General features: G+C 59.2%; 26 protein-coding genes. 20 read left to right on the top strand and 6 right to left on the bottom strand.

Features of this window, described 5'->3' with window-relative positions:
• Positions 1-176: 176 nt before the first annotated feature.
• Positions 177-2,429 (top strand): DNA topoisomerase IV subunit A, encoded by a 2,253-nt coding sequence (gene parC, locus BS627_RS07430; protein ID WP_077982522.1) that lies wholly within the window; start codon positions 177-179, stop codon positions 2,427-2,429.
• A 66-nt stretch (positions 2,430-2,495) separates the two neighbouring features.
• On the opposite strand, the gene BS627_RS07425 is transcribed toward parC, so the two are convergent.
• The 5 genes from BS627_RS07425 to hemB form a co-directional block, all read right to left on the bottom strand.
• The gene (locus BS627_RS07425) at positions 2,496-2,885 is read right to left on the bottom strand and encodes a type II toxin-antitoxin system death-on-curing family toxin (RefSeq protein WP_077982521.1); all 390 of its coding nucleotides are present in this window, start codon (positions 2,883-2,885) and stop codon (positions 2,496-2,498) included.
• Positions 2,882-3,103 carry an AbrB/MazE/SpoVT family DNA-binding domain-containing protein gene (locus tag BS627_RS07420; protein WP_059752528.1) on the bottom strand — a complete coding sequence of 74 codons (222 nt, stop codon included), beginning with the start codon at positions 3,101-3,103 and terminating at the stop codon, positions 2,882-2,884. The genes BS627_RS07425 and BS627_RS07420 overlap by 4 nt, the downstream gene beginning before the upstream one ends.
• Positions 3,104-3,199: 96 nt before the next feature.
• Positions 3,200-3,958 (bottom strand): arginyltransferase, encoded by a 759-nt coding sequence (locus BS627_RS07415; protein WP_077982520.1) that lies wholly within the window; start codon positions 3,956-3,958, stop codon positions 3,200-3,202.
• Positions 3,959-4,135: 177 nt separating this feature from the next.
• A complete protein-coding gene (locus tag BS627_RS07410; protein ID WP_077982519.1) occupies positions 4,136-4,594 on the bottom strand; it encodes an RDD family protein in 459 nt (152 codons plus the stop codon).
• Between the two features lie 97 nt (positions 4,595-4,691).
• Entirely contained in the window at positions 4,692-5,705 is a 1,014-nt protein-coding gene (gene hemB, locus BS627_RS07405) for a porphobilinogen synthase (RefSeq protein WP_077982518.1), read from the bottom strand.
• Positions 5,706-5,879: 174 nt separating this feature from the next.
• On the opposite strand from hemB, the gene BS627_RS07400 reads away from it, so the two are divergent.
• From BS627_RS07400 to BS627_RS07345, 12 genes are all read left to right on the top strand, one after another.
• Complete coding sequence (locus BS627_RS07400; protein ID WP_077982517.1) at positions 5,880-6,317, top strand: DUF6163 family protein; 438 nt, start codon at positions 5,880-5,882, stop codon at positions 6,315-6,317.
• A 234-nt stretch (positions 6,318-6,551) separates the two neighbouring features.
• Positions 6,552-7,061: a transcriptional regulator LdtR gene (gene ldtR, locus BS627_RS07395; RefSeq protein WP_026363448.1), complete on the top strand. Its 510-nt coding sequence runs from the start codon at positions 6,552-6,554 to the stop codon at positions 7,059-7,061.
• A 366-nt stretch (positions 7,062-7,427) separates the two neighbouring features.
• Positions 7,428-8,759 carry a L,D-transpeptidase family protein gene (locus BS627_RS07390; RefSeq protein ID WP_077982516.1) on the top strand — a complete coding sequence of 444 codons (1,332 nt, stop codon included), beginning with the start codon at positions 7,428-7,430 and terminating at the stop codon, positions 8,757-8,759.
• A gap of 354 nt (positions 8,760-9,113) precedes the next feature.
• Positions 9,114-10,403 (top strand): serine hydroxymethyltransferase, encoded by a 1,290-nt coding sequence (glyA, locus tag BS627_RS07385; RefSeq protein ID WP_077982515.1) that lies wholly within the window; start codon positions 9,114-9,116, stop codon positions 10,401-10,403.
• Positions 10,404-10,415: 12 nt separating this feature from the next.
• Positions 10,416-10,895 carry a transcriptional regulator NrdR gene (nrdR, locus tag BS627_RS07380; RefSeq protein WP_006312828.1) on the top strand — a complete coding sequence of 160 codons (480 nt, stop codon included), beginning with the start codon at positions 10,416-10,418 and terminating at the stop codon, positions 10,893-10,895.
• A 2-nt stretch (positions 10,896-10,897) separates the two neighbouring features.
• Positions 10,898-12,142, top strand: coding sequence for a bifunctional diaminohydroxyphosphoribosylaminopyrimidine deaminase/5-amino-6-(5-phosphoribosylamino)uracil reductase RibD (gene ribD / locus BS627_RS07375; protein WP_077982514.1), 1,245 nt, complete (start codon positions 10,898-10,900; stop codon positions 12,140-12,142).
• Positions 12,142-12,753, top strand: coding sequence for a riboflavin synthase (locus BS627_RS07370; RefSeq protein ID WP_077982513.1), 612 nt, complete (start codon positions 12,142-12,144; stop codon positions 12,751-12,753). Before ribD ends, BS627_RS07370 begins: the two co-directional genes overlap by 1 nt.
• Before the next feature lie 124 nt (positions 12,754-12,877).
• Positions 12,878-13,510, top strand: coding sequence for a LysE family translocator (locus BS627_RS07365; RefSeq protein ID WP_077982512.1), 633 nt, complete (start codon positions 12,878-12,880; stop codon positions 13,508-13,510).
• 164 nt (positions 13,511-13,674) lie between these two features.
• A complete protein-coding gene (ribH, locus tag BS627_RS07360; RefSeq protein ID WP_077982966.1) occupies positions 13,675-14,121 on the top strand; it encodes a 6,7-dimethyl-8-ribityllumazine synthase in 447 nt (148 codons plus the stop codon).
• Positions 14,122-14,125: 4 nt separating this feature from the next.
• Positions 14,126-14,623: a transcription antitermination factor NusB gene (gene nusB, locus BS627_RS07355; RefSeq protein ID WP_010971444.1), complete on the top strand. Its 498-nt coding sequence runs from the start codon at positions 14,126-14,128 to the stop codon at positions 14,621-14,623.
• 79 nt (positions 14,624-14,702) lie between these two features.
• Positions 14,703-15,926 (top strand): MFS transporter, encoded by a 1,224-nt coding sequence (locus BS627_RS07350; protein ID WP_077982511.1) that lies wholly within the window; start codon positions 14,703-14,705, stop codon positions 15,924-15,926.
• Between the two features lie 218 nt (positions 15,927-16,144).
• Entirely contained in the window at positions 16,145-18,283 is a 2,139-nt protein-coding gene (locus BS627_RS07345; RefSeq protein ID WP_077982510.1) for a sodium-translocating pyrophosphatase, read from the top strand.
• Positions 18,284-18,358: 75 nt separating this feature from the next.
• Here BS627_RS07345 and BS627_RS07340 read toward each other — a convergent pair whose 3' ends face one another.
• Positions 18,359-18,889: an outer membrane protein assembly factor BamE gene (locus BS627_RS07340; RefSeq protein WP_077982509.1), complete on the bottom strand. Its 531-nt coding sequence runs from the start codon at positions 18,887-18,889 to the stop codon at positions 18,359-18,361.
• Positions 18,890-19,160: 271 nt separating this feature from the next.
• Here BS627_RS07340 and BS627_RS07335 point away from each other — a divergent pair, with 271 nt between their 5' ends.
• The 7 genes from BS627_RS07335 (at position 19,161) to BS627_RS07305 (ending at position 24,690) form a co-directional block, all read left to right on the top strand.
• A complete protein-coding gene (locus BS627_RS07335) occupies positions 19,161-19,700 on the top strand; it encodes a ubiquinol-cytochrome C chaperone family protein (protein ID WP_077982508.1) in 540 nt (179 codons plus the stop codon).
• 8 nt (positions 19,701-19,708) lie between these two features.
• Positions 19,709-20,272: a YceD family protein gene (locus BS627_RS07330; RefSeq protein WP_077982507.1), complete on the top strand. Its 564-nt coding sequence runs from the start codon at positions 19,709-19,711 to the stop codon at positions 20,270-20,272.
• Between the two features lie 101 nt (positions 20,273-20,373).
• Positions 20,374-21,435, top strand: a complete 1,062-nt coding sequence (gene plsX, locus BS627_RS07325; RefSeq protein WP_077982506.1) for a phosphate acyltransferase PlsX — start codon at positions 20,374-20,376, stop codon at positions 21,433-21,435.
• 4 nt (positions 21,436-21,439) lie between these two features.
• Entirely contained in the window at positions 21,440-22,411 is a 972-nt protein-coding gene (locus BS627_RS07320; RefSeq protein ID WP_077982505.1) for a beta-ketoacyl-ACP synthase III, read from the top strand.
• A gap of 244 nt (positions 22,412-22,655) precedes the next feature.
• Entirely contained in the window at positions 22,656-22,994 is a 339-nt protein-coding gene (locus BS627_RS07315; protein WP_003502236.1) for an integration host factor subunit alpha, read from the top strand.
• A 272-nt stretch (positions 22,995-23,266) separates the two neighbouring features.
• Positions 23,267-23,797: a MerR family transcriptional regulator gene (locus BS627_RS07310; RefSeq protein ID WP_077982504.1), complete on the top strand. Its 531-nt coding sequence runs from the start codon at positions 23,267-23,269 to the stop codon at positions 23,795-23,797.
• A 164-nt stretch (positions 23,798-23,961) separates the two neighbouring features.
• A complete protein-coding gene (locus BS627_RS07305) occupies positions 23,962-24,690 on the top strand; it encodes a nuclease (protein WP_077982503.1) in 729 nt (242 codons plus the stop codon).
• Positions 24,691-24,730 lie beyond the last annotated feature (40 nt).

Genomic DNA, 24,730 nt, shown 5'->3' with positions numbered 1-24,730 from the left:
ATACTTATATTCGCGATTATTCAAAGGTCTATAGGATTTAGATCGATTCCCATGACGGCGGCATTGCGGCATTTGCAACGCGGTTAACAAAAAATCGCATGAAAGGGTTGCGTTCATCCACAGCTGCGACCCCTGAATTTCTTGCCGGGAATCGGCATTTCCGCTAGTCAAGCACCATGGGAAAAAATCTTGTACCTCCGTCCGGCGGAGACGATAACATCCATCCGGTCGATTTGAAGGCAGCGCTTGAAGAGCGCTACCTCGCTTACGCCTTGTCCACGATCATGCATCGTGCGCTGCCGGATGTGCGCGACGGCCTGAAGCCGGTTCACCGGCGTATTGTCTACGCCATGAGCGAAATGGGTCTGCGGCCCAATTCCGCCTTCCGCAAATGCGCGAAGATTGTCGGCGAGGTGATGGGTAACTACCACCCCCATGGCGATCAGGCGATCTATGATGCGCTGGCGCGTCTGGCGCAAGATTTCTCGCTGCGTTATCCGTTGGTGGACGGCCAGGGTAATTTCGGCAATATCGATGGCGATAGCCCCGCCGCCATGCGTTACACCGAAAGTAAGATGACGGCGGTGGCCGAGCTTCTGCTCGAGGGTATCGGCGAGGATGCAGTTGATTTCCGCGACACCTATGACGAGTCAAATTCAGAGCCGGTTGTTCTGCCGGGCGCGTTCCCGAACCTGCTGGCGAACGGAGCATCCGGCATCGCTGTCGGCATGGCTACGTCAATCCCGCCGCACAATGCTCATGAATTATGCGATGCGGCGCTTTATCTTATCAAGCATCCCGATGCGTCGGTGGAGAAGCTGGTGGAATTCATTCCCGGCCCCGATCTTCCGACGGGCGGCGTGATTGTCGAAAGCCGCGAGAATATTCTCGATGCCTATAAGACCGGTCGTGGCGGTTTCCGCGTGCGTGCCAAATGGGAGACGGAAGATCTCGGCCGCGGCGGTTACCAGATCGTCATCACCGAAATACCCTTCCAGGTGCAGAAATCGCGCCTGATCGAGAAGATCGCCGAGCTGCTGATTGCCCGCAAGCTGCCGCTTCTTGAGGATATACGCGACGAATCCGCCGAAGACGTGCGAATCGTGCTGGTGCCGAAGAGCCGAACGGTCGATGCGACGCTCTTGATGGAATCGCTGTTCCGCCTGTCTGATCTCGAAAGCCGACTGCCGCTCAACATGAATGTGCTATCGCTCGGCAAGGTGCCGAAGGTGATGGCGCTGAACGAGGTGCTGAGCGAGTGGCTGGCGCACCGCAAGGACGTTCTTGTCCGCCGTTCCCGCCACCGCCTGGCGGCCATCGACCGCAGGCTGGAAATTCTGGGCGGCCTGCTTGTCGCCTACCTGAATATCGATGAAGTCATTCGCATCATCCGCGAGGAGGATGAGCCGAAACAGGTGATGATGGCGAAATGGTCGCTGACGGACCTGCAGGCCGAATCCATCCTCAACATGCGGCTGCGCAATCTGCGCAAGCTCGAGGAATTCGAAATCCGCAAGGAGTTCGACGACCTCAGCAATGAGAAGGCCGAAATCGAAGCGCTGATTGCCTCCGACGACAAGCAGTGGCAGACGGTCGCCTGGGAAATCGGCGAAGTCAAAAAGAAATACGCCAAGGCGACCGAGATTGGCCGCCGCCGCACGCAGTTCGCGGATGCGCCGGATGCCGATATCGAGGCCATCCAGCAGGCGATGATCGAGAAAGAACCGGTCACCATCGTCATCTCGCAGAAGGGCTGGATCCGGGCGCTGAAGGGGCACATGTCCGATACCTCGTCGCTCACCTTCAAGGAGGGTGATGGCCCGAAGCTCGCTTTCCCGGCACAGACGACCGACAAGCTGCTGCTGCTGACGACGGGCGGCAAGGCCTATACGCTCGGCGCCGACAAGCTGCCGGGCGGCCGCGGACATGGCGAGCCGATCCGCATCATGGTCGACATGGAGAACGATCAGGATATCCTGACCGCCTTCGTACATGATCCATCACGCAAACTGCTGCTCGTCTCCACCGCCGGCAACGGCTTCATCGTTGCGGAAAGCGAAATGGTCGCGAATACCCGCAAGGGCAAGCAGATCATGAACGTATCCATGCCTGACGAAGCCAAGCTCGCGGTTCCCGTTACCGGCGACCACGTCGCTGTCGTCGGCGAAAACCGCAAACTCCTGGCCTTCCCGCTAGCGCAGATACCGGAAATGTCGCGTGGCAAGGGCGTGCGCCTCCAGCGCTACAAGGATGGCGGCGTTGTCGACGTGAAATGTTTCGCGCTTGCCGAGGGCCTCAGCTGGTCCGACACGGCCGGGCGTCTCTTCAACAAGGTCGGTGAAGAGCTGCGCGAATGGCTGGCCGACCGCGCGACGGCGGGCCGCACTGTGCCGAAGGGCTTTCCACGTAGCGGGAAGTTTGGCGGGTAAAGCCGTCTGGTATTGACAGGTTATCGATGAAGCGCCGCGTATCGAAACTATATGCGGCGTTTCTGTTCAATGGAGCGGTATAGTGTGATCTTTGAGAAAACGGTATGCGCCGTCCTCATCGATCTCACCTGCAGCGACATCGAGAACAAAAGCCACGATGTCTGCTTGCTCGGCAACGACTTCAAGTCCGTTGATAAAAAGGAAAGTGTAGGCGGCAAGAAAAGCCGTGCGTTTGTTACCGTCGGAAAAGGGATGGTTGCGCGCTATACCGTAAAGATAAGCGGCGGCGAGTTTCAGTGGTTCCTCTTCTCCATAGGCTGCTTTGTGCAATCGACGCGCCAAAGCTGCCTCGAGTGCGTTTTCATCCTTGAGGCCCGGCAAGCCACCGTGTTCGGCTAATTGCTCTTGATGTATAACTTCGATGGCGACACGGGAGAGCCACTTTATATTGCTCACTTGGCGAGTTCTCTCAGAGCTGTATGGTATTTTTTCATACCACGCCGGGCGGCTTCAAGCTGTTCTCTCAGTTCCGCATGCTCGGGAACGAGTTCGATATTGCCGGCAGTTTCTCTGAGTTCCAGCGCGTCGCCGGCCTTGAGACCCATGCGATCCAGAACTTCCTTCGGAATGATGATGCCTTCGGAATTGCCGATTTTGCGGATCGTTATGTTCATGACGATAGCTCCTGTTATAACGGTGTTATAACAGGGCTAAGCTTCGCACACAATGTACGATTTCCGGAGGTTGGATGTGACACTTCCAAATGCCGGTTACTTTTCTTCGGGCGTATAAACCTCCCACCCGCGCGGCGTCAGATGCTCCTGCGGATGGTAGCGGGTCTTGTAGCCCATCTTTTCCGAACCATCGACCCAGTAGCCGAGATAGACATGCGGCAGGCCGAGTGCGCGGGTGCGGGTGATGTGATCGATGATCATGAAGGTGCCGAGCGAGCGTTTTTCCAGCTCCGGATTGAAGAACGAATAGACCATCGACAGGCCGTCGCTCATCACGTCGCTGAGTGCCACGGCCAGCAGTTCGCCGCGCTTGCTGGAATCGATGCCGGAACCGGGTTCTCTCACGCGGTATTCGATGATGCGGGTGTTCACATGCGTGTCTTCCACCATGATCGCATAGTCCAGCGCCGACATGTCGGACATGCCGCCGGACTGGTGCCGGTGGTCGAGGTAGCGGCGGAAGAGGGCGAATTGTTCTGTGGAGGGTTCGGCGGCATGAACTGTTGCGACGACATCGCTGTTGGCGGCAAGAACGCGTCGCATCGATTTGGTCGGCTGGAACTGCTCGGAGAGGATACGCACGGACACGCAGGCGCGACAGGTTTCGCAGGCCGGGCGATAGGCGATGTTCTGCGAGCGCCTGAAACCGCCCTGGGTCAAAAGGTCGTTCATTTCCGCGGCGCGCGGGCCAACCAGATGGGTGAAGACCTTCCGCTCCATCTGGTTCGGCAGATAGGGGCAGGTGGCCGGCGCCGTAAGATAGAATTGGGGAGAGGGCGTCGCCTGCGTGTTCATCGAACCGTGATCGCCTCCTGCGTCTGTTATGAAAGCGCGCCGCGATTTCACGGGGCCGGCGGCGGCGCTTCAAGCGACATGCATAATGCCACAGAATGGCAAAATGACGGAAAACGTCAACTGCGGGATGAGGTATTGTAAGGGCTGAAAGCCGCGTTTACGCGGCTTTCCGCCATATTAGCGCGTTCTGACGATAACGGTGCCAAGCAGGAAGTCGTGAACGAGGCGCGAGCGCTCGGTAAACAGGCCTGCAAGCAGGATCAGCGGCGTCAAAACCGAGTTGATGACCCAGAAAAGCACGATGTGAACGGTCGACAGCAGGAAATCGATTCGCCGTCCGTCCATGCGCGCCATCGCAATCCCCATCGCCCGCATCCCCGGGGTGGCCTGCGACGGGCCGCCGAGTGTCATGCCGAAATAGAGCACGGCAACGATCACGAACAGCGCCGGATAAAGGAAGAAGCCGAGACCCAGCGTGATAATGCCGAGGAAGAAGACGATCACGGCAGCCGGGATACACAAGAGGAGCACGATCGCGTAATCGATCAGAAACGCGAAGACCCGCCGGCTCAGGACGCCGCTATAGGCGCGCCAGTCATCCGGTGCGGCATAGGTGGGGTTCTGGTCGAGGCTCATCGGTCGTTTTCTCCTGAGAGGGCATGACAGCGCGGCATGAGTGCCGTGTCAGCAGACAATATGGGAAGAAAACGACCGAATACAATAAGCGTGGGCTTTAGCCCTTTGCCAGTTTGCGTGCGGCCTCGATGGCGAAATAGGTGAGTACGCCATCGCAGCCCGCACGCTTGAAACAGAGAAGTGTTTCCATCATCACCCGCTCGCCGTCGATCCAGCCGTTCATGGCGGCCGCCTTGATCTGGGTATATTCGCCGGACACCTGATAGGCGAATGTCGGCAGGCCGAAATTCTCCTTCAGCCGCCAGCAGATATCGAGATAGGGCAGGCCGGGCTTGACCATCAGCATATCGGCTCCCTCCTCCACGTCGAGTGCTGCGTCGCGGATAGCCTCCATGCCATTGGCGGGGCTGATGTAATAGCTGTTCTTGTCACCCTTCAGCAGGCCCGCCGTCGAGATGGCCTCGCGATAGGGGCCGTAATAGCCCGACGAGAATTTCGTCGCATAGGCCATGATGCCGACATTCTGGTGCCCGGCGGCGTCGAGACCACGGCGAATGGCGCCGATGCGGCCATCCATCATCTCGGAAGGGGAGATAATGTCCGAGCCTGCCTCCGCCTGAAGGATGGCCGCCCTGACGACCTGATCCACAGTCTCATCGTTGACGATCTCGTCGCCACGCAAAATACCGTCATGCCCGTGGCTGGTAAAAGGGTCGAGCGCGACATCGGTGATCATGCCGATGTTGGGAACGGCTTTTTTAACTGCGATCGTTGCCTGATTGATGAGATTGTTGGCCTCGAGGGCATTGGAGCCGGTCTCGTCGCGCAGCTCCATCTCGATATTCGGGAAGGTGGCGATGGCGGGAATGCCGAGATCGGCGGCTTCCTTCGCTGCTTCCACCAGCCGGTCGACGCTCATGCGGTTGACACCGGGCATGGCGGGGATGGGTTCGACAATATTGCTGCCCGGCACGATGAAGACCGGCCAGATGAGATCGTCAACGGTCAGGCGATTTTCCTGCACCAGACGGCGCGTCCAATCCGCCTTGCGATTGCGCCGCATGCGGCGATGGCCGGTGATCTCGTCGACCAGATGCGTTTTGTCCTGCATGTCAGAATGTCCTTCGATCAAATTTCGAAAGCTGCATATCATGAAGCGTGGCCCATGCGAATGCGACAATCTTCCCTCATCAGCGTCCTGCGACGACGATGATGCTTTGACAAGGCGGGCGGCGAGATTCAATATGGGCTGGTCGCCCGTTCGTCGAGACCGTATCTTCGGGCCATGGAACCTGATTCTCAACCTCTGCCGAAACGCCCGCTCGCGGAAATCCTCTTTCTGGTCTTCATGAGGCTGGTTGCGGTTTCCTGTTTCTGGTTCGGCCTGCAATATTGGGCGATGCTGACAGGCTATTCGCTTGGCGGCCATGGGCGGTTCGATATGCTGAACCTGCCCTGGCGCGTGGCTGGCAGCGCGCTGGCCGTTATTTTCCCCGTCGCAGCACTCGGTCTATGGCTCGGAGCCTCCTGGGGCGCGGTCATGTGGGTCATGGGCGCGGGTGCGCAGATCGCCATGTATAAGGTGTGGCCGCATATCTTCGGCGCCAACACGCTCGTACCCGTCATGCACGGTCTCGTGGCAACCATTTATATACTATTCCTGGTCGCTTTCTGGCTGGATCACCGCCAGAATGAAGAACGCGCAAGAATTGATTTACCATAAGAATAAAGCAATTCGGTCCGTTTTCACGCCAATTTTTCCCGTTAAGTCATTGATTTATAATGTTCACGCTCAGGGCATTCCCGCTTCGCCACAAGTTTGGCCCTCCGGGGGAAATGCAGGTAAGCATTTGTTAATCGTAGCTTTTAAGTAGAATTTTATGCGCATTGATTAGGTTCTCACTCAAGGCGGGAGACAAACAAACACACCGCCAAACAAAACAGTGAGGCAGTCATGATCAATAGCAAAGTTAAGCCGCAGGCCGTTGTTGCCGATGCACATGAAGATACCATCCGCTCGCTCTACATGGAGTCGCTGCACCTGGTGGAACGCCTCCACCGCCGCCTCCTCGATGTCATCAAGGACGAGTTCGACCGTCAGGGTCGCGATGACGTCAACGCCGTTCAGGCCCTGCTGCTGTTCAACATCGGCAATTCCGAACTGACGGCTGGCGAGCTTCGTTCGCGTGGTTATTACCTCGGCTCGAATGTCTCCTATAACGTCAAGAAGCTGGTCGATCTCGGTCTCATCAACCACCAGCGTTCGCGCGTCGACCGCCGCTCGGTCCGCATCAGCCTGACCGAAAAGGGCCAGGAAATCGCCGAAACGGTTGCCCGCCTTTATGAACGCCACGTCGGCTCGATCGAAAAGGTCGGCGGCATCGGCACCGGCGAGTTCTCCGAGATGAACAAGCTGCTGCAGCGCCTCGATCGCTTCTGGAACGACTCGATCGCTTACCGCCTGTAACCGCAAGACGGTTCCACTGTTTAAGCCGGGAGCATTATTTTGCTTCCGGCTTGCGGATTCCGCGTTCCGCGGTTTTCCCTGTCACGCATAACCCTCGTTCGGGCCTTCGCGCTGTTTTTCAGGCGAACAAAGCTTCGTGAGGTGAGGCCCGTGACACGAATCGGCCATATTGATATGGGACCGGCAAAGGTGAAGGAGCCGGCTGTTTCTCCTGCTGTTGCGGCAAGTGCCGACTGTTCTGCCAGACAATAGCGCCCAACAGATGGGTGGTGAGTACTACCAGCCGGCAGACACGTTGTACGTGTTTGTTAATCATATTGATTTAGGCATTGTTGATAATGCCGAAGAGAGTGGCTGGTAGGTAGAATGACAAAAAAAACCGTTTCCGAATCCGTATCGCGCCGCACGCTTCTGCGTTCGGCCGTTTCCGTTGGTGTTGCAGCACTCGCTGCGCCGGCTCTTGCGCAGAACGCGCTGAACGATCTCATGGGCTCGTCGCGCCGTGGCAATTGGGATGACCAGTTCGATGCCAATTCCTCGCGTTCGGCCGTGGGTGTCGTTTCCAACAATCCGGTTCTTGGACGCGAAGCGCCTGTCTATATGCAGCAGGCGATCATGCAATATCAGCAGATAGTGCAGAATGGCGGCTGGCCGGAAGTGCCCGCGTCGCAGCAGCGTCTCCAGATCGGCGTCTCCGATCCTTCCGTGCAGGCGCTGCGTCAGCGACTGATGGTGTCCGGCGACCTGCCGCGCGAAGCCGGCATCTCCAGCGCCTTCGATTCCTATGTCGATGGCGCGCTGAAGCGTTTTCAGGCCCGTCACGGTCTTCCGGCGGATGGCGTCATCGGCGAATACACCACGAAGGCGCTCAATGTTTCCGCGCAGATTCGTCTGGCGCAGCTACAGACCAACCTTGTTCGCATCCAGTCCATGTCGGGCGATCTCGGCCAGCGTCACCTGATGGTGAATATCCCGGCCGCCGCCATCGAGGCAGTGGAGAATGAACGCGTCGTGTTGCGCAACACGGCCGTCGTCGGTCGCGCCAGCCGTCCGACCCATGTGATCAACTCCAAGATTTACGAAGTCATCCTGAACCCTTATTGGACCGCACCGCGCTCGATCGTCGAAAAGGACATCGTGCCGTTGATGCAGAAGGACCCGACCTATCTGGAGCGGAACAATATCCGCCTCATCGACGGCAAGGGACAGGAAGTGTCGCCAACCGCAGTCGACTGGTTCGCGCCGAAGGCTCCGAACCTGATGTTCCGTCAGGACCCCGGCAAGATCAACGCCATGTCGTCCACGAAGATCAACTTCCACAATCCCAATAACGAATATATGCACGACACGCCGCAGCAGGGCCTGTTCAACAAGCTGATGCGTTTCGAATCCTCCGGCTGTGTGCGCGTGCAGAACGTGCGCGACCTGACGAGCTGGCTGCTGCGCGACACGCCCGGCTGGTCGCGCCAGGAGATGGAACGCGTCATCGCCACCCGCGTCAACACGCCGATAAAGCTCGCTCAGGAAGTTCCCGTTTATTTCGTCTATATCACCGCATGGTCGGCAAAGGACGGCGTGGTTCAGTTCCGCGACGATATCTACGGCAAGGACGGCAATGCCGAACTGGCGCTCAACACCACCGCGGGCATGGAGCAGCCGGCAGGTGCCGTGGACGACGATCTGCTGCCGCGCAACTGATCAGGCTTTTTGCCGTCAGCTTGGAATTGTGGGCGAGGGGAGAGGTGATCGCTGGAAAGCCGGCCAGTCCCTCCGCCGTCATCCTCGGGCTTGTCCCGAGGATCTAATCACCTATCGTAAAATAGAAGCGTTGCAGATCCTCGGGACAAGCCCGAGGATGACGCGAGTGTGCGGCTTGGCCGCGCATCATCGAAGCGCCGCCTTTATTTTCCGTCGCATCCTGTTTTTCATAAAAACAACCGTCACTTTTCGCCCCAACGTCGCAGTTTGACGGGCAAATCTCGCTGCCCGTATTGCTCTTGTCCGGGCAGGGCGCTAAGACGCCATCGCATTACTGTTTCAGGAGCCTTCATCATGTCGAACACAGATGCTTTCTTCTCCCGCCCGCTTGCCGAAGCCGATCCGGATATTTTCGGCGCGATCGAGAAGGAACTGGGTCGCCAGCGCCACGAGATCGAACTGATCGCATCGGAAAATATCGTTTCCCGCGCCGTGCTCGAAGCGCAGGGTTCGATCATGACCAACAAATATGCGGAAGGTTATCCGGGCAAGCGTTATTACGGCGGCTGCCAGTTCGTAGACATCGCTGAAGAGCTCGCCATCGAGCGCGCCAAGAAGCTGTTCGGCGTCAACTTCGCCAACGTCCAGCCGAACTCCGGTTCGCAGATGAACCAGGCCGTGTTCCTCGCACTCCTGCAGCCGGGCGATACCTTCATGGGCCTCGACCTGAATTCGGGCGGTCACCTGACGCATGGTTCGCCAGTCAACATGTCCGGCAAGTGGTTTAACGTCGTGTCCTACGGCGTGCGCGAAGGCGACAACCTTCTCGACATGGACGAGGTGGAGCGCAAGGCCAAGGAAACCCGGCCGAAGCTCATCCTCGCCGGTGGCACCGCCTATTCTCGCGTCTGGGACTGGAAGCGTTTCCGCGAGATCGCCGATGAAGTCGGCGCTTATCTGATGGTCGACATGGCCCACATCGCCGGTCTCGTTGCCGGTGGCCAGCATCCGTCGCCGTTCCCGCATTGCCATGTTGCCACCACCACCACGCACAAGTCTCTGCGTGGCCCACGTGGCGGCATGATCCTCACCAATGACGAGGATCTGGCCAAGAAGTTCAACTCGGCCGTCTTCCCCGGCCTGCAGGGCGGCCCGCTGATGCATGTCATCGCCGCCAAGGCCGTTGCCTTCGGTGAAGCTTTGCAGCCGGAGTTCAAGGATTATGCCGCACAGGTGGTAAAGAACGCCAAGGCGCTGGCCGAAACCCTGATCGAAGGCGGTCTGGACGTCGTTTCCGGCGGCACGGACAACCACCTGATGCTGGTTGACCTTCGCAAGAAGAACGCCACCGGCAAGCGCGCGGAAGCAGCTCTTGGCCGCGCTTACATCACCTGCAACAAGAACGGCATTCCTTTCGATCCGGAAAAGCCCTTCGTCACCTCGGGTGTCCGTCTCGGCACGCCGGCCGGCACGACGCGCGGTTTCAAGGAAGCGGAATTCCGAGAAATCGGCAAGCTGATCGTCGAGGTTCTCGATGGTCTGAAGGTTGCCAATTCGGACGAGGGCAACGCCGCCGTCGAGGCTGCGGTGCGTGAAAAGGTCGTCGGCCTGACCGACCGTTTCCCGATGTACCCGTACATGTAAGGAAAAAAGACGATGCGCTGCCCATTTTGCGGTTCCGAAGACACACAGGTCAAGGACTCGCGTCCGGCGGAGGACAATACCTCCATCCGCCGGCGGCGCATCTGCCCCGATTGCGGCGGCCGCTTCACGACCTATGAGCGCGTGCAACTGCGCGAGCTGATGGTCATCAAGAAAAGCGGCCGCAAGCTGCCCTTCGACCGGGAAAAGCTGGTGCGTTCCTTCGAGATCGCGCTGCGCAAACGCCCGGTCGATCGCGACCGGATCGAGCGGGCTGTGTCAGGCATCGCCCGTCGTCTCGAAAGCTCCGGCGAGACGGAAATTCCCTCGGAAGAAATCGGCCTCCAGGTCCTGGAAGCACTGAAGAGCCTCGATGACGTTGCCTTCGTGCGCTACGCCTCGGTCTATCGTGATTTCAGCCATGCCGAGGATTTTGAGAACGTGATTGCCGAAATCAACGCCAAGATCGCCCGCGATACGGACGCCGGAGTCTAGCCGTGACCACCCGTGCCGATGACGAAAGGTTCATGGCCCGCGCCATCGAGGTTTCGCTTCGCCATCAGGGCAAAACGCTCACCAATCCCTCCGTCGGCTGTGTTCTCGTCAAAGACGGGCAAATCATCGCTGAGGCCGTGACCGCCGTTGGCGGCCGCCCGCATGCCGAACGGCAGGCGCTGGAAATCGCCGGCGAGGCGGCGCGCGGCGCCACCGCCTATGTGACGCTCGAACCCTGTTCCCACTGGGGCAAAACCCCGCCCTGCGCCAATGCCTTGGTGGAATACGGCGTCGCCCGTGTCGTGGTGGCGGTGGATGATCCCGATGAGCGCGTTTCCGGCCGCGGTTATCAGATATTGCGCGATGCCGGTATTGTCGTGGAAACCGGCCTGTTGCGGGACGAAGGTAAAAGGGCGCTGGCAGGCTACCTTACGCGCCAGATGAAAAAACGCCCGCATGTGATTCTGAAGCTTGCAATTTCTGCCGATGGCATGATCGGCAGGAAAGGTGAGGGGCAGGTGGCGATCACCGGGCCCGAGGCCCGCCATGCCGTGCATGAGCTTAGGGCGCGTTGTGATTGCATCCTCGTCGGTATCCGCACCGCTATTGCGGATGATCCTGAGCTGACGGTTCGAATCGCAGGTCTTGAAAATCGCTCGCCGGTGCGGATCGTGCTGGACCGGCAGTTTGAGTTGCCGCTGACATCGAAGCTGGTGAAGACAGCGCGGGAGGTGCCGGTGATCGTTGCGGCGATACCCCCCTCTGCCCTGCCGGGCATCTCCCCCTCAAGGGGGGAAATTGGCAAGACGTTGCCCGCTCGTTCAAATTTTGAACCCACTTCTCATTCTCTGTCTGTCAATGCCGGGCAGGACGGTGCCCCATCGATCTCCCCCCTTGAGGGGGAGATGCCCGGCAGGGCAAAGGGGGGTAGCCGCGACCGCCGCCGCCAACTCCTGATCGAAGCCGGCGTCGAGATTCTCGAAGCCCCCACCCTCGAAAATCTCCTGCACATCCTCGCCGAAAGCGGCATGTCGGAACTTCTGGTCGAAGGCGGCGCCTTTGCCGCAAAATCATTCCTTGAAGCCGGGCTGGTGGACCGTATCATGCTGTTCGAAAGCCCGGTCGTGATCGGTGAGGGCGGCATTGAAACGCCGCTCAACCGTGCCGATATCACGGGCGACTATGCTCTGGTCAGCGAGACCGCCCATGGGCCGGATCGCTGCTTCTGTTATGAAAGGCCGATTTGATGTTTACCGGAATTGTCACCGATGTCGGAACCGTATCCGAGCTGGAAGCTCTGGCCGAAGGCGTGCGTCTGCGGGTGGCGACCAATTACGATCCAAAGACCATCGATATGGGCGCATCGATCTCCCATGGCGGCGTCTGCCTGACGGTAACGAGACTGCCGGAGGACGGCAGCAATGAGCGCTGGTACGAGGTCGAGGCCTGGGAAGAGGCGCTGCGCCTGACAACGATTGCCGGCTGGCAAAAGGGTACCCATGTCAATCTGGAACGGGCGCTGAAGATCGGCGATGAGCTTGGCGGCCACATCGTTTCCGGCCATGTCGATGGCAAGGCGGAAATACTTTCGGTGGAACCCGAAGGCGAGGCGGTGCGCATTCGCCTGCGCGCTCCGGAGCATCTGGCGAAATTCGTGGCGCCCAAGGGTTCCGTGGCGCTCGACGGCACCTCGCTGACCGTCAACGCCGTCGAAGGCACAGATTTCGACGTGCTGTTGATCCGCCATACGCTCGCCGTCACCACCTGGGGCGAACGCCAGCCGGGCGATTTCGTGAATTTCGAAGTCGACACCATGGCGCGTTACGCCGCAAGGCTTGCAGAATTTCCGTCGGCTTAAACTGAGGAGGATGAGTCAGCGGACGTCGCGGCAGATCAATTCTTGTCCGACACCCTGCTTCCGATTGGAGCGTAAACGTTATAAAGACATTTTGGGGCTCCAAACGGGGTAGGGGAAATACATCATGCCGTCCTTCGAACTGCTGACAGCCTTTTTCATAACCACCGCCTTATTCGCCTATATCCCCGGTCCCGCCATGCTTTATGCGGCGGCGCAAACCATGGCGCGCGGCCGGTTTGCCGGGCTGATGGCGGTGCTTGGCATCCATGTCGGCTGCTATTTCCACATTTTCGCTTCTGCGGCAGGGCTTTCGGTGCTGTTTCTGGCCGTTCCCTGGCTTTATCTCGCCGTGAAGCTCTGCGGCGCGCTTTATCTCGTCTGGCTCGGTTTCTCGATGCTGCGCAGCAAGCTCGAGGGCGAGGCGGTCAATCTGACCATCGAGCCGAAATCGGCCCGCCGCGCCTTTATCGACAGCATCATCGTCGATGTGCTCAACCCGAAGACGGCGCTGTTCTTTCTGGCCTTCCTGCCGCAATTTGTCGATCCGGCGGCTGCCTTTCCGGTCTGGTTGCAGTTCCTGATCCTCGGCATCGCCGTCAATTTCATTTTTTCCTCGGCCGATCTCGTCGGTGTCCTTCTGGCGGGCGCCATGGTCGGACGTTTGAAGCGTTCCAGCGCGGTGCAGGTGCTTGCCCGCCGCGCTGCCGGAACGGTACTGATGGGGCTCGGCGTCCATCTCGCCTTCCAGAAAACCTGATTGTCGCGGAGCCGCGCTGGGAAGCTTGAAACCGGGCCAAATGCCCGGCAGACGCGGCCTCTTGCGCCGCCGACACATGAAATTACTTGCCAAAAACAGCCAGCCGTGGTTTGACCGCCGCAAAAGCCGGTATGATCCGGCGTCAAGCTTTTCAGGAAAATATCATGTCCCAACCCCATCTTCTTATCGTGGAAGCACGTTTTTACGACGATATGGCGGATGCGCTTCTCGAAGGCGCGAAGTTCGCGCTTGATGAAGCCGGCGCCACCTATGACGTCATCACCGTTCCCGGCGCGCTGGAAATCCCCGCGGCCATCGCGATGGCGCTCGATGGCGCAGACAATGACGGCACGGAGTATGACGGTTTCGTTGCGCTCGGCATGGTCATTCGTGGTGAGACCTATCACTTCGATATCGTCGCCAATGAATCCTCCCGCGCCCTGATGGATCTCGCCGTCAGCGAATCGCTGCCGATCGGCAATGGCATCCTCACCGTCGAAAATGACGAGCAGGCCTGGGCGCGCGTGCGCCGCTCCGACAAGGACAAGGGCGGCTTCGCGGCCCGTGCGGCTCTGACGATGATTGAGCTGAAGAAGAAACTGGGTGGCTGAACGCATGTCGGATGTTGAAAACGGCGGCGAACCGCGCCAGCCTTCGGTAAAGCCCGCCAACCAGCGCGGCGCGGCCCGCCTTGCGGCCGTGCAGGCGCTGTACCAGATGGATGTCGGCGGAACCGGTGTGATGGAAGTTGTTGCCGAATATGAAGCGCACCGTCTCGGCCAGGAAGTCGATGGCGATACCTACCTGAAGGCCGATCCTTCATGGTTCCGTTCGATTGTTTCCGGCGTCGTCCGCGATCAGACGAAGATCGATCCCTTGGTGCGCTCCGCCCTTCTGGAAGATTGGCCGCTGTCGCGTCTCGATGCCACCGTGCGCGCCATCCTGCGTGCCGGCACCTTCGAGATTCTCGAGCGCAAGGACGTGCCGGTCGCCGTCATCGTCACGGAATATGTGGAAATCGCCCGCGCTTTCTTCGAGCATGACGAGCCCAAGCTGGTGAATGCGGTTCTGGATCGCATTGCCAAACAGGTTCGCGGCGAGGCAAAACGCTGAATGAGAGCATTTCGAGGAAAAACGGAATCCGCTTTTCCGTCCGGAAATGCGAAAATTCTCTATAACAAATGAGGAAGAGATGAGCGCGGTTTCCGTCCCCGGACTTGAAGTTCAACTGGACGAGGCGAAGCGCAATGTCTTCCTCCTGACTATGGCGCAGGCGATCATGGGATCGGCCGCGCCCTTAAGCTTTTCGGTCGGCGCGCTTGCCGGCTATCAGTTGCTCGGGACGGACAAGTCGCTGGCGACCGCGCCTCTCACCGGCTTCAATATCGGCGTTGCGCTCGGCGCGATCTGCGTGGCGGCCGCATCCCGCTTCCTCGGCCGCAAGGCAGGCTTCATGGTCGGGGCGCTGATGTGCTCTGTCGGCGGCGGCATTGCCGCGGTCGCGCTCTTCCGCTCCGATTTCTGGCTGTTTGCCCTCGGTCTGCTGCTGATCGGCATTTCCGGCGGCTTTACGCAAAAAATTCGCTTCGCCGCAGCTGACGCCTCGCCATCCTTCTACAAACCGAAAGCGATCTCCTGGATTCTGGCTGGCGGCATCATCTCGGCCATCGTCGGACCACAGCTCGCGATTTTCGGCAAGGACCTGCTTGCGCCGGTCACCTTTGCGGGGGCCTTTATCGCGCTCGTTCCGCTGGGGCTTTTATCCATTGTCATTTTGGCGTTCTTGAAACTGCCCGATCCCAAGGCTGCCGCCACGCACGCTGAGGCGCCAAGGCCGTTGTCGGAAATCGTCCGAACCCAGCGTTTCATCACGGGCATGATCTGCGGCATAGGCTCCTACGCCTTGATGACCTTCATGATGACCGGCGCACCGCTCGCCATGGTAGTCGGCTGCGGCTTCCCGACGGAACTCGCCACGCTTGGCATCCAGTGGCACGTTCTCGCCATGTTCGGCCCGAGCTTCTTCACCGGCATGCTGATTTCCCGATTCGGTTCGGAAAAAATCGTCGCGGCGGGCCTCATCGTGCTGATGGCCTGCGCCATCGTCGCGCATATGGGCATCGAGTTGTGGAACTTCTGGGCGGCGCTCATCCTGCTCGGCCTCGGTTGGAATTTCGGCTTCATCGGCGCAACCGCAATCATCACGTCAAGCTATCGCCCGCATGAGGCGGACAAGGTGCAGGGCTTCCACGATATCGTGCTGTTCGGCACCGTGGCCCTGTCATCCTTCTCTTCCGGCAAGGTGTTTACGGCCTGGGGCTGGTCGGTAATGAACCTCGTTATTTGGCCGGTTGCCGGGCTTTGCCTTCTGCTTGTCCTGTCGCTCGTCCTGACAAGTCGCAAAAAAGCGGCCTGAGTCTCGCGCCACGCTCTACTCCTTTCAAGTTTCAGGCAAATTTGTGGGCTTGACGCGACACCTCGCGCCAACGCAATCTCCGCTGCGAGGACATTTTTCCTTGGGAGGGGAACAAATGCCCAAGACGGGATTTGGGACAGGCCGTCCGCATCTCCCTGCACAAGGTTTCGCCACGCCGGGGAGGGAGTGAGACCCGGCCTTTTGGGAGGTAAGTGCGCATGACCGTAATACCCATAGTAATTTTATGCGGTGTCCTGTCCGTGGTTTACGCGGTATGGGCGACCAAGAGCGTTCTCGACGCCGATCAGGGCAACGAGCGTATGCGTGAAATAGCAGGTTTTATCCGTGAAGGTGCGCAGGCTTATCTCACCCGTCAATATCTCACCATCGCCATCGTCGGGCTGATCGTCGCCGTTCTGGCCTGGTATCTTCTGTCATCCATGGCCGCCATAGGTTTCATCATCGGCGCGGTTCTGTCTGGTGTCGCCGGTTTTGTCGGCATGCATGTCTCCGTGCGCGCCAATCTGCGCACGGCGCAGGCTGCATCTCATAGCCTTGGTGCCGGCCTCGATATCGCCTTCAAATCGGGCGCCATCACCGGCATGCTGGTGGCGGGCCTCGCGCTGCTCGGCGTCTCGATCTATTATTTCGTTTTGACCTCGGTGATGGGCCATCCTGCAGGATCGCGTGAGGTGATCGACGCGCTGGTGTCGCTCGGTTTCGGCGCATCGCTGATCTCCATCTTCGCCCGCCTCGGCGGCGGCATCTTCACCAAGGGTGCGGATGTCGGCGGCGATCTCGTCGGCAAGGTGGAAGCCGGCATTCCGGAGGACGATCCGCGCAACCCGGCGACCATTGCCGACAATGTCGGCGATAACGTCGGTGATTGCGCCGGTATGGCGGCCGACCTGTTCGAAACCTATGCTGTCTCCGTGGTCGCGACCATGGTTCTCGCCGCGATCTTCTTTGCGGGAACGCCGATTCTGGAAAGCGCCATGGTCTATCCGCTGGCGATCTGCGGTGCCTGCATCCTGACCTCGATTGCCGGCACCTTCTTCGTGAAGCTCGGCACCAACAACTCCATCATGGGCGCGCTCTACAAGGGGCTGATCGCCACTGGCGTGTTCTCGGTCGCCGGTCTTGCGGTCGCCACTCATGCCACGGTCGGCTGGAGAACGGTTGGCACGGTGGCCGGCATGGAAATCACCGGCACCAACCTCTTCTTCTGCGGATTGGTCGGCCTCGTCGTAACGGCGCTGATCGTCGTCATTACCGAATATTATACTGGCACCAACAAGCGACCGGTCAACTCCATCGCCCAGGCATCGGTCACCGGCCATGGCACCAACGTCATCCAGGGCCTTGCGGTCTCGCTGGAATCGACGGCGCTGCCGGCCATCGTCATCGTCGGCGGCATCATCGGAACCTACCAGCTCGGCGGCCTGTTCGGCACCGGCATCGCCGTCACCGCCATGCTCGGGCTGGCGGGCATGATCGTCGCGCTCGACGCCTTCGGCCCGGTCACGGACAATGCGGGCGGTATCGCTGAAATGGCCGGTCTCGATCCCGACGTGCGCAAGGCGACCGATGCGCTGGACGCCGTCGGCAACACCACCAAGGCGGTGACCAAGGGTTACGCCATCGGTTCGGCTGGTCTCGGCGCATTGGTGCTATTTGCGGCCTATGCCAACGACCTCTCCTATTTCGCCGCCAATGGCGAGACCTATCCCTACTTCAAGGATATAGGCGAGATTTCCTTCAGCCTCGCCAATCCTTACGTGGTTGCCGGCCTGCTGTTCGGTGGTCTCATTCCCTATCTCTTCGGCGGCATCGCCATGACGGCGGTGGGCAAGGCGGCAAGCTCGATCGTTGAGGAGGTCCGCCGCCAGTTCCGCGAAAAACCCGGCATCATGGCCGGTACGGAAAAGCCGGACTACGGCAGGGCCGTGGACCTTTTGACCAAGGCGGCGATCAGGGAAATGGTCATTCCGTCGCTTCTGCCGGTTCTGGCGCCGCTCGTGGTTTATTTCGGCGTTCTGCTGATCTCGGGCTCCAAGGCATCAGCCTTTGCCGCGCTGGGTGCGTCCCTGCTGGGTGTCATCATCAACGGGCTGTTCGTGGCAATTTCCATGACGTCGGGTGGTGGCGCCTGGGACAACGCCAAGAAGAGCTTCGAAGATGGCTTCATCGACAAGGACGGCGTGCGCCACGTCAAGGGTTCCGAGGCGCACAAGGCATCGGTAACGGGCGACACGGTCGGCGATCCCTACAAGGATACCGCGGGTCCGGCCGTCAACCCGGCTATCAAGATCACCAATATCGTGGCGCTGCTGCTGCTGGCTGTTCTTGCCCACTGAAGGCTGACGTTTCCGCCAAATGAAAAGGCCCGGGGATCGCTCCCCGGGCCTTTGAATTTATTATCCTTCTTCCGATCAGGGTGTGTTCCCACCCTGACCGAGAATGCTCTTGGCGATATTGGCGCCCGAGGTACCGCCGGAAAGCAGCTGCTGCAGGAAGGTGAGGTCCTTGCCGCCCGTCGGCGTGGTGCGCGAAATCGTGTCGAATACCTTGCCGTCCTGCAGCGTATAATTGGCCTTACGCTCGATCACGCCGTCCTTGTTGAAGTAGATGGCGAGAATGTTCTGCTCGACCAGCGACGGCTTCATGAAAGCCGCGCGGCGTACGCGCTTCTGCGAGATGTAATAGAACACCTCGTTGCCGAAAGTCGCCGTGGTGGAAGGCGTGCCCATGGTCAGGAGAACCTGCTCACGGCTGGAACCTTCGGGGATCAGCTGGAGGGCCTGCTCGTCCATGACGTAGCCGTTGTGAAATACGTCTGTCGTGCTCGTGCAGGCGGAAAGCAGGCCGGATGCGAGCACGATTGCGATGGCGGTCTTGCTCAGAATTTTGCCGTGACTTGCGGATTTCTGCTTGCTCAACTGCTTTTCCCCGACTGCGATCATGAATGGCACCTTCCGGCATTGCGTGGTGCACAGTGTCTGTGCACATGATTGTGTCAATCCGGGGACGGAAAATCCCGATCACCCCCCAAATTCAATGCTTTCCCGACCTTCTGGAACTCCTCCGGTTCTCTTCGACTGTTTCAGCCCAAAGACGAACGTGACCGTGACAGCATTGCAATTCGTGGATGCTTCGGTAAACCAGCTTTGACGATCATGCAACAAGTGCGATGGGCGGTAAGCGAATTCACCCGTCCCCTTCGGAAAAAAAACGATGATATTCGGGCTGTTCAGACAGAAAAACAACAATCGCGCCATAGTCGACCGGCAATATGCGACCTTAACGGCTGCCGCCCGCGCGCCCGGGTTTTATCTCGACTTCGGTGTGCCCGACACGGTCATGGGCCGCTTCGAGATGCTGTCGGTCATCATGATTCTCTATTTTCGCCGCACCAAATCGTCAGGTGTCAGCGGGCAGGAGATCGCCCAGGAGATCGTCGACGCCTTTTTTCAGGACCTCGATCATTCCATCCGCGAATTGGGGATAGGCGATCAGGGTGTGCCGAAACGCATGAAGAAATTCGCCGGCATGTTCTATGGGCGGCTGGAATCCTATGCGGCGGCGCTGGATGCTTCCGACCGCGTCGCCCTTGCCGCAGCGCTCCGGCGCAATATATATCCGCAGGTAGATGAGAAGGCACCCGAGATGGAAGGGCTGGCGGGCTGGATGATGGAGACATCCGATGCCCTTGCCGCCCAGTCCGAAGAAACGATAGCAACCGGAAGCCTGACGCTGCCCCTGCCTGGACAATGAGGTTCACGATGAACGCGCGACACCCCGCAAATGATGACCTGCCTTTTTCCTATCCCGTCAAGGTAGGCCATATTTCCGCCAATCCGGTCAGGATTGGTCTCGAAGCCAGCGCCGAGGAGTTGAAGGCGCTTGCGAAATTCTGGGATGTGGTCTCCGTCGAATATCTGAAGGCGGAGCTGCAGGTAACCCGCTGGAAGAAGGATGGCATCAAGATCAAGGGCGAAGTGCATGCGGCGGTCACTCAATCCTGCGTCGTGACGCTGGAACCGGTTTCGAGCAAGATCGATGAGACCGTGGAGCATATTTTCGTGCCGGAAGGATCGAAGCTGGCGCGGATGGTGACGAACGAAGAAGGCGAGATCGTACTCGATCCCGATGGTCCCGACATTCCCGACCAGTTCACCGGCGACAGCATCGATGTCGGTGCCGTGGTTGCCGAATTTGCGGCCCTTGCCATCGACCCTTATCCGCGCAAGCCGAATGTGGAATTTGCCGAAAAGGCTGAAAAAGAGGCCGACGATGACAAGCCGCCATCGCCCTTTGCCGTGTTGAAAGATTGGAAAAAAGACTGAATGGCCCAGCCGGGCTGAAATAATTTTATTGTAACAAGAGCCGGAAAAGGTATTTTCGCGCAAAATCCGCTTGATTGGCGGCAAGTAAGGATAAGGGACGAGTGATCAGAATTGCAATTGACGTCATGGGCGGCGATTTCGGCCCAGATGTTGCCATACCCGGTGCCGCCAAGGCGCTTGAACGGCACAACGATGTAACTTTTCTGCTCTACGGGCAGAAGAGCAAATGCGACCCCATTCTGGCACAATATCCCACGCTTCGGGAAAAGTCGGTCTTTCACGATTGTGAAGTCTCGGTCAGCATGGACGAGAAACCGAGCCAGGCGCTGCGCCGCGGCCGCTACGTCTCCAGCATGTGGCGCGCCATTGAAGCCGTGAAGCTCGGTGAAGCCGATGTCGCCGTTTCCGCCGGCAATACCGGCGCCTTGATGGCCATGGCGAAATTCTGTTTGCGCACCATGGCGCGGGTGGAGCGCCCGGCGATTGCCGGCATCTGGCCGACACTGAAAGGCGAAAGCATCGTGCTCGACATCGGCGCGACCATCGGCGCTGATTCCCAGCAGCTGCTGGATTTCGCCCTGATGGGCGGCGCCATGGCGCGTGCGCTGTTCGATATCGACCGTCCGACCGTCGGCCTGCTGAATGTCGGCGTCGAGGAGGTCAAGGGTCAGGAAGAGGTGCGTGAGGCCGGACGTCTGATCCGCGAGGCCGATCTCGCCACCATCGACTATCGTGGTTTCGTCGAAGGCGACGATATCGGCAAGGGCACGGTGGATGTGGTGGTGACCGAAGGTTTCACCGGCAACATCGCGCTCAAGGCCGCCGAAGGCACCGCCCGCCAGATCACCACGCTGCTGCGTGAGGCGATCTCCCGCAGCTTCTTCGCCAAGATCGGTTATATCCTCGCAAAAAGTGCCTTCGATGTGCTGAGGGAAAAGATGGACCCGCGCAAGGTCAATGGCGGCGTGTTTCTCGGCCTCAACGGCATCGTCATCAAGAGCCATGGCGGCACGGATGCCGTTGGTTTTGCCTCTGCCGTGGATGTCGGCTACGACATGGTTCATAACGGCCTGACGGCCAAGATTGAGAATGATCTGAAAATTTACCACGCAAGACGGCTTCCGCCCCCGGCGCCCGAAGCTCTCGTGGCTGACGAGGAATAAGGGAATGATCCGCTCTATAGTTCGTGGTTTCGGGGCAGCGCTTCCGAAGCGTGTCATGACCAACAGTGAAATCGAAGGTGTCGTCGAGACGTCAGACGAATGGATCGTGCAGCGCACAGGCATCAGACAGCGTTATATCGCCGGCGAAGGTGAAACCACCGCGTCTCTCGGTGAAGCGGCGGCGCGTGCCGCCCTCGACAATGCCGGCCTCACGCCCGACGATATCGACCTCATCATTCTGGCCACCTCGACCCCGGATAACACCTTTCCGGCAACGGCGGTGAACATCCAGAACCGTCTTGGCATGACCCACGGTTTCGCCTTCGACATGCAGGCCGTCTGCTCCGGTTTCGTTTATGCCGTATCGACCGCCGATCTCTATATTCGCGGCGGCATGGCCAAGCGCGTTCTGGTGATCGGCTCTGAGACCTTCTCGCGCATCCTCGACTGGAAGGACCGCACGACCTGCGTCCTCTTCGGTGACGGCGCCGGCGCGCTGGTTCTGGAGGCCGGTGAGGGTGAAGGCACCTCCGCCGATCGCGGCATCCTGACCGCACAGCTGCGCTCCGACGGCTCGCACAAGGAAAAGCTCTATGTCGATGGCGGTCCTTCCACCACAGGCACGGTCGGTCATCTGCGCATGGAAGGCCGGGAAGTATTCAAGCACGCCGTTGGCATGATCACCGACGTCATCGAGCAGGCCTTCGAGGCGACCGGCACAACGGCCGACGATCTCGACTGGCTGGTTCCGCACCAGGCCAACAAGCGCATCATCGACGGTTCAGCGAAGAAGCTTAACATAGACCCGGAAAAAGTCGTGATCACCGTCGATCAGCACGGCAATACCTCGGCCGCCTCCATTCCGCTGGCGCTCGCTGTTGCCGCCGGTGATGGACGCATCAAGAAGGGCGATCTGGTGATGCTGGAGGCCATGGGCGGCGGCTTCACCTGGGGCGCGGTGCTGCTGCGCTGGTAAAGGCGCGATTTTCGCGTTTGCCGGGGCGATGGCGCGAAATCGGTTGTGATTTTCGCGCTCACGCCTCGATCGGACGCGCCGGAGCGGCCCGAGCCTGTGTCAAAAGCGTATCACTCGCCCTAAGCCCTTGCACTGATTGCCGAAAGCCTCAAATGAATCTGGAACAATCCCTTGACCGGTCGCCACAAGGGAAATAATCTCGGCGGCTCCTAGAGAAGAGTTCAGACACGGTTTGTGGGGAAAAATGGCCGGGAAGACAGTGACACGCGCAGATCTTGCAGAATCTGTGTTTCGTAAAGTCGGGCTGTCCCGCACCGAATCCGCTGAACTGGTCGAGACGATCATTGACGAAATTTGCAACGCGATAACCCGCGGCGAAGTCGTCAAGCTTTCTTCCTTCGCGACGTTTCAAATCCGGGAAAAGAACGAGCGCATCGGCCGCAACCCCAAGACGGGCGAGGAAGTTCCGATCTCCCCACGTCGCGTCATGACCTTCAAGGCCTCGAATGTGCTGAAGCAGCGTATTCTGAAGGCGCATACGGCCCGCAAGGCCAAGCAGAAGGGCCAGAAGGCCGGAGCATAATCCTTCTCTAGAGTTATAAGCGACACGCATTTTTGTCGTATCGTAAGCCTTTTTCCCATTCTTCTTGTGAACATGCTTGAATTTCAACGTGCAAGCCGTTGAAATCCGGTCGACTCACATCATAATCAATTTTAGTGATTTGTATCTCGCCGCAATGGCGTCTGCGCGGGTTCAGAACGGATGTCGCGCGATGTTTGACCGGCGTGTGAAAAGCGTTCTCGTTCAGTGTCCGGCCGGATGCATGGCGCTCCGGTTCGGATGGGAGTGGAAATTTGGATAAAAGCCCCGACGCGTTTCGGACGATCAGTGAAGTGGCGGATGAGTTGAACCTGCCGCAGCATGTGCTGCGTTTCTGGGAAACACGCTTTCCGCAGATCAAGCCGATGAAACGGGGCGGGGGCCGCCGTTATTACCGCCCTGACGATATCGATCTCCTGAAGGGTATCCGTCACCTTCTTTATGACCATGGCTACACCATTAAGGGCGTACAGAAGCTGCTGAAAGCCAATGGTAACCGCTTCGTGGCGGCCATCGCCTCCGGTGATCTCGCAACCATGGAAGCCATCATGGCGGCGAGCGGTGAAAAGGAAGTCGCCGAACCGCGTGTCGTCGATACCGATGGGGACGAGGTCGTCGGCCGTCCGAAGGCCAAGCCAAGCGGCCGTTTTTTTGGCTTCGGCGGTGGCGGCGATGCGGAAATATCGGTCGGCAAGTCGAGTATCGGCAAGGACGATCAGGCGCTTTTGCAGGAAGCCCTGTTCGACCTCCTCGAATGCAAGCGCCTTCTCGATCAGGTTCGCTGACGGTTTATCCACAGCTCATTTGCGTGCTTTCCATTCGGGAAATTGAGAAAACAAGGGGTTAGGGCGTTTCCCCCTTTTCTGTGAAAAGCGAAAACGCCCGGCAACGCCAACCTTTCGGAAACTCCTTTGGCCGATAATGCGGCTCCGTTGAAAGGAGTCCGATCGTGAGCAACCGAAAATCGACAGCACGACGCCGCACGGCGAAGAAATCGAGCGGCGGTAGCGTTTGGCCCTGGGTGCTGATGCTGGGCGTCGTCGCCGGCGGCATTCAGGCTTACGAACATCGCGACAGTCTTTTGCCGCAGCGGCATGTTGCAAAGGCGACATCTTCGACCACGAGTTCTTCGAAAGTTGCCACGGCGGCCAAACGCGATTCCGTCACGCGGGAGAAAGTGGCGTCCATTCGCCCCGCATCGCCGGCTCTGCCCGGCAACGGCCCGGTGCCACCGCGCTCGATCGCCATGCCGTCCGCCTCGCAGCCGAGCCAGGTCGCCGCTATCTTGCCGGAAACCCGTCCTTCGGTCGAAAAAATTTCGCTCGGTGAAAAAAGCGGTACTTTTGCTTTCTGCGGTCGTTCCGGCCTCAACAATTGCGTGGCCGACGGCAACACCTTCTGGATGAAGGGCGTGAAAATGCAGCTTGCCGGCATAGAAGTGCCGCAGATCGACCGGGCGCGCTGCATGGAAGAGCGCCAGCGCGGTTTCATTGCGAAGGTCAGGCTTCGTGACATGTTGAATGCCGGGGCCTTCGATGTGGCGTCCGGCGGCGCTGCGGGCGGGCAAGCCACGGAACGCAAACGGCTTTCGCGTTCGGGCGTATCCTTCGCCGATCAACTCGTGCGCGAAGGGCTCGCGCATCCGGCATCGGCAAAAAATCAGTCCTGGTGTGGGTAGAGCATTCTCGCTTTTTGTCGAATCGCGAAAACGCTCTCGC

Source organism: Agrobacterium salinitolerans (genome assembly GCF_002008225.1).
Lineage (GTDB): Bacteria > Pseudomonadota > Alphaproteobacteria > Rhizobiales > Rhizobiaceae > Agrobacterium > Agrobacterium salinitolerans.
Note: the sequence above shows the minus strand (reverse complement) of the source record. Positions and strands in the feature narration are given on the sequence as shown.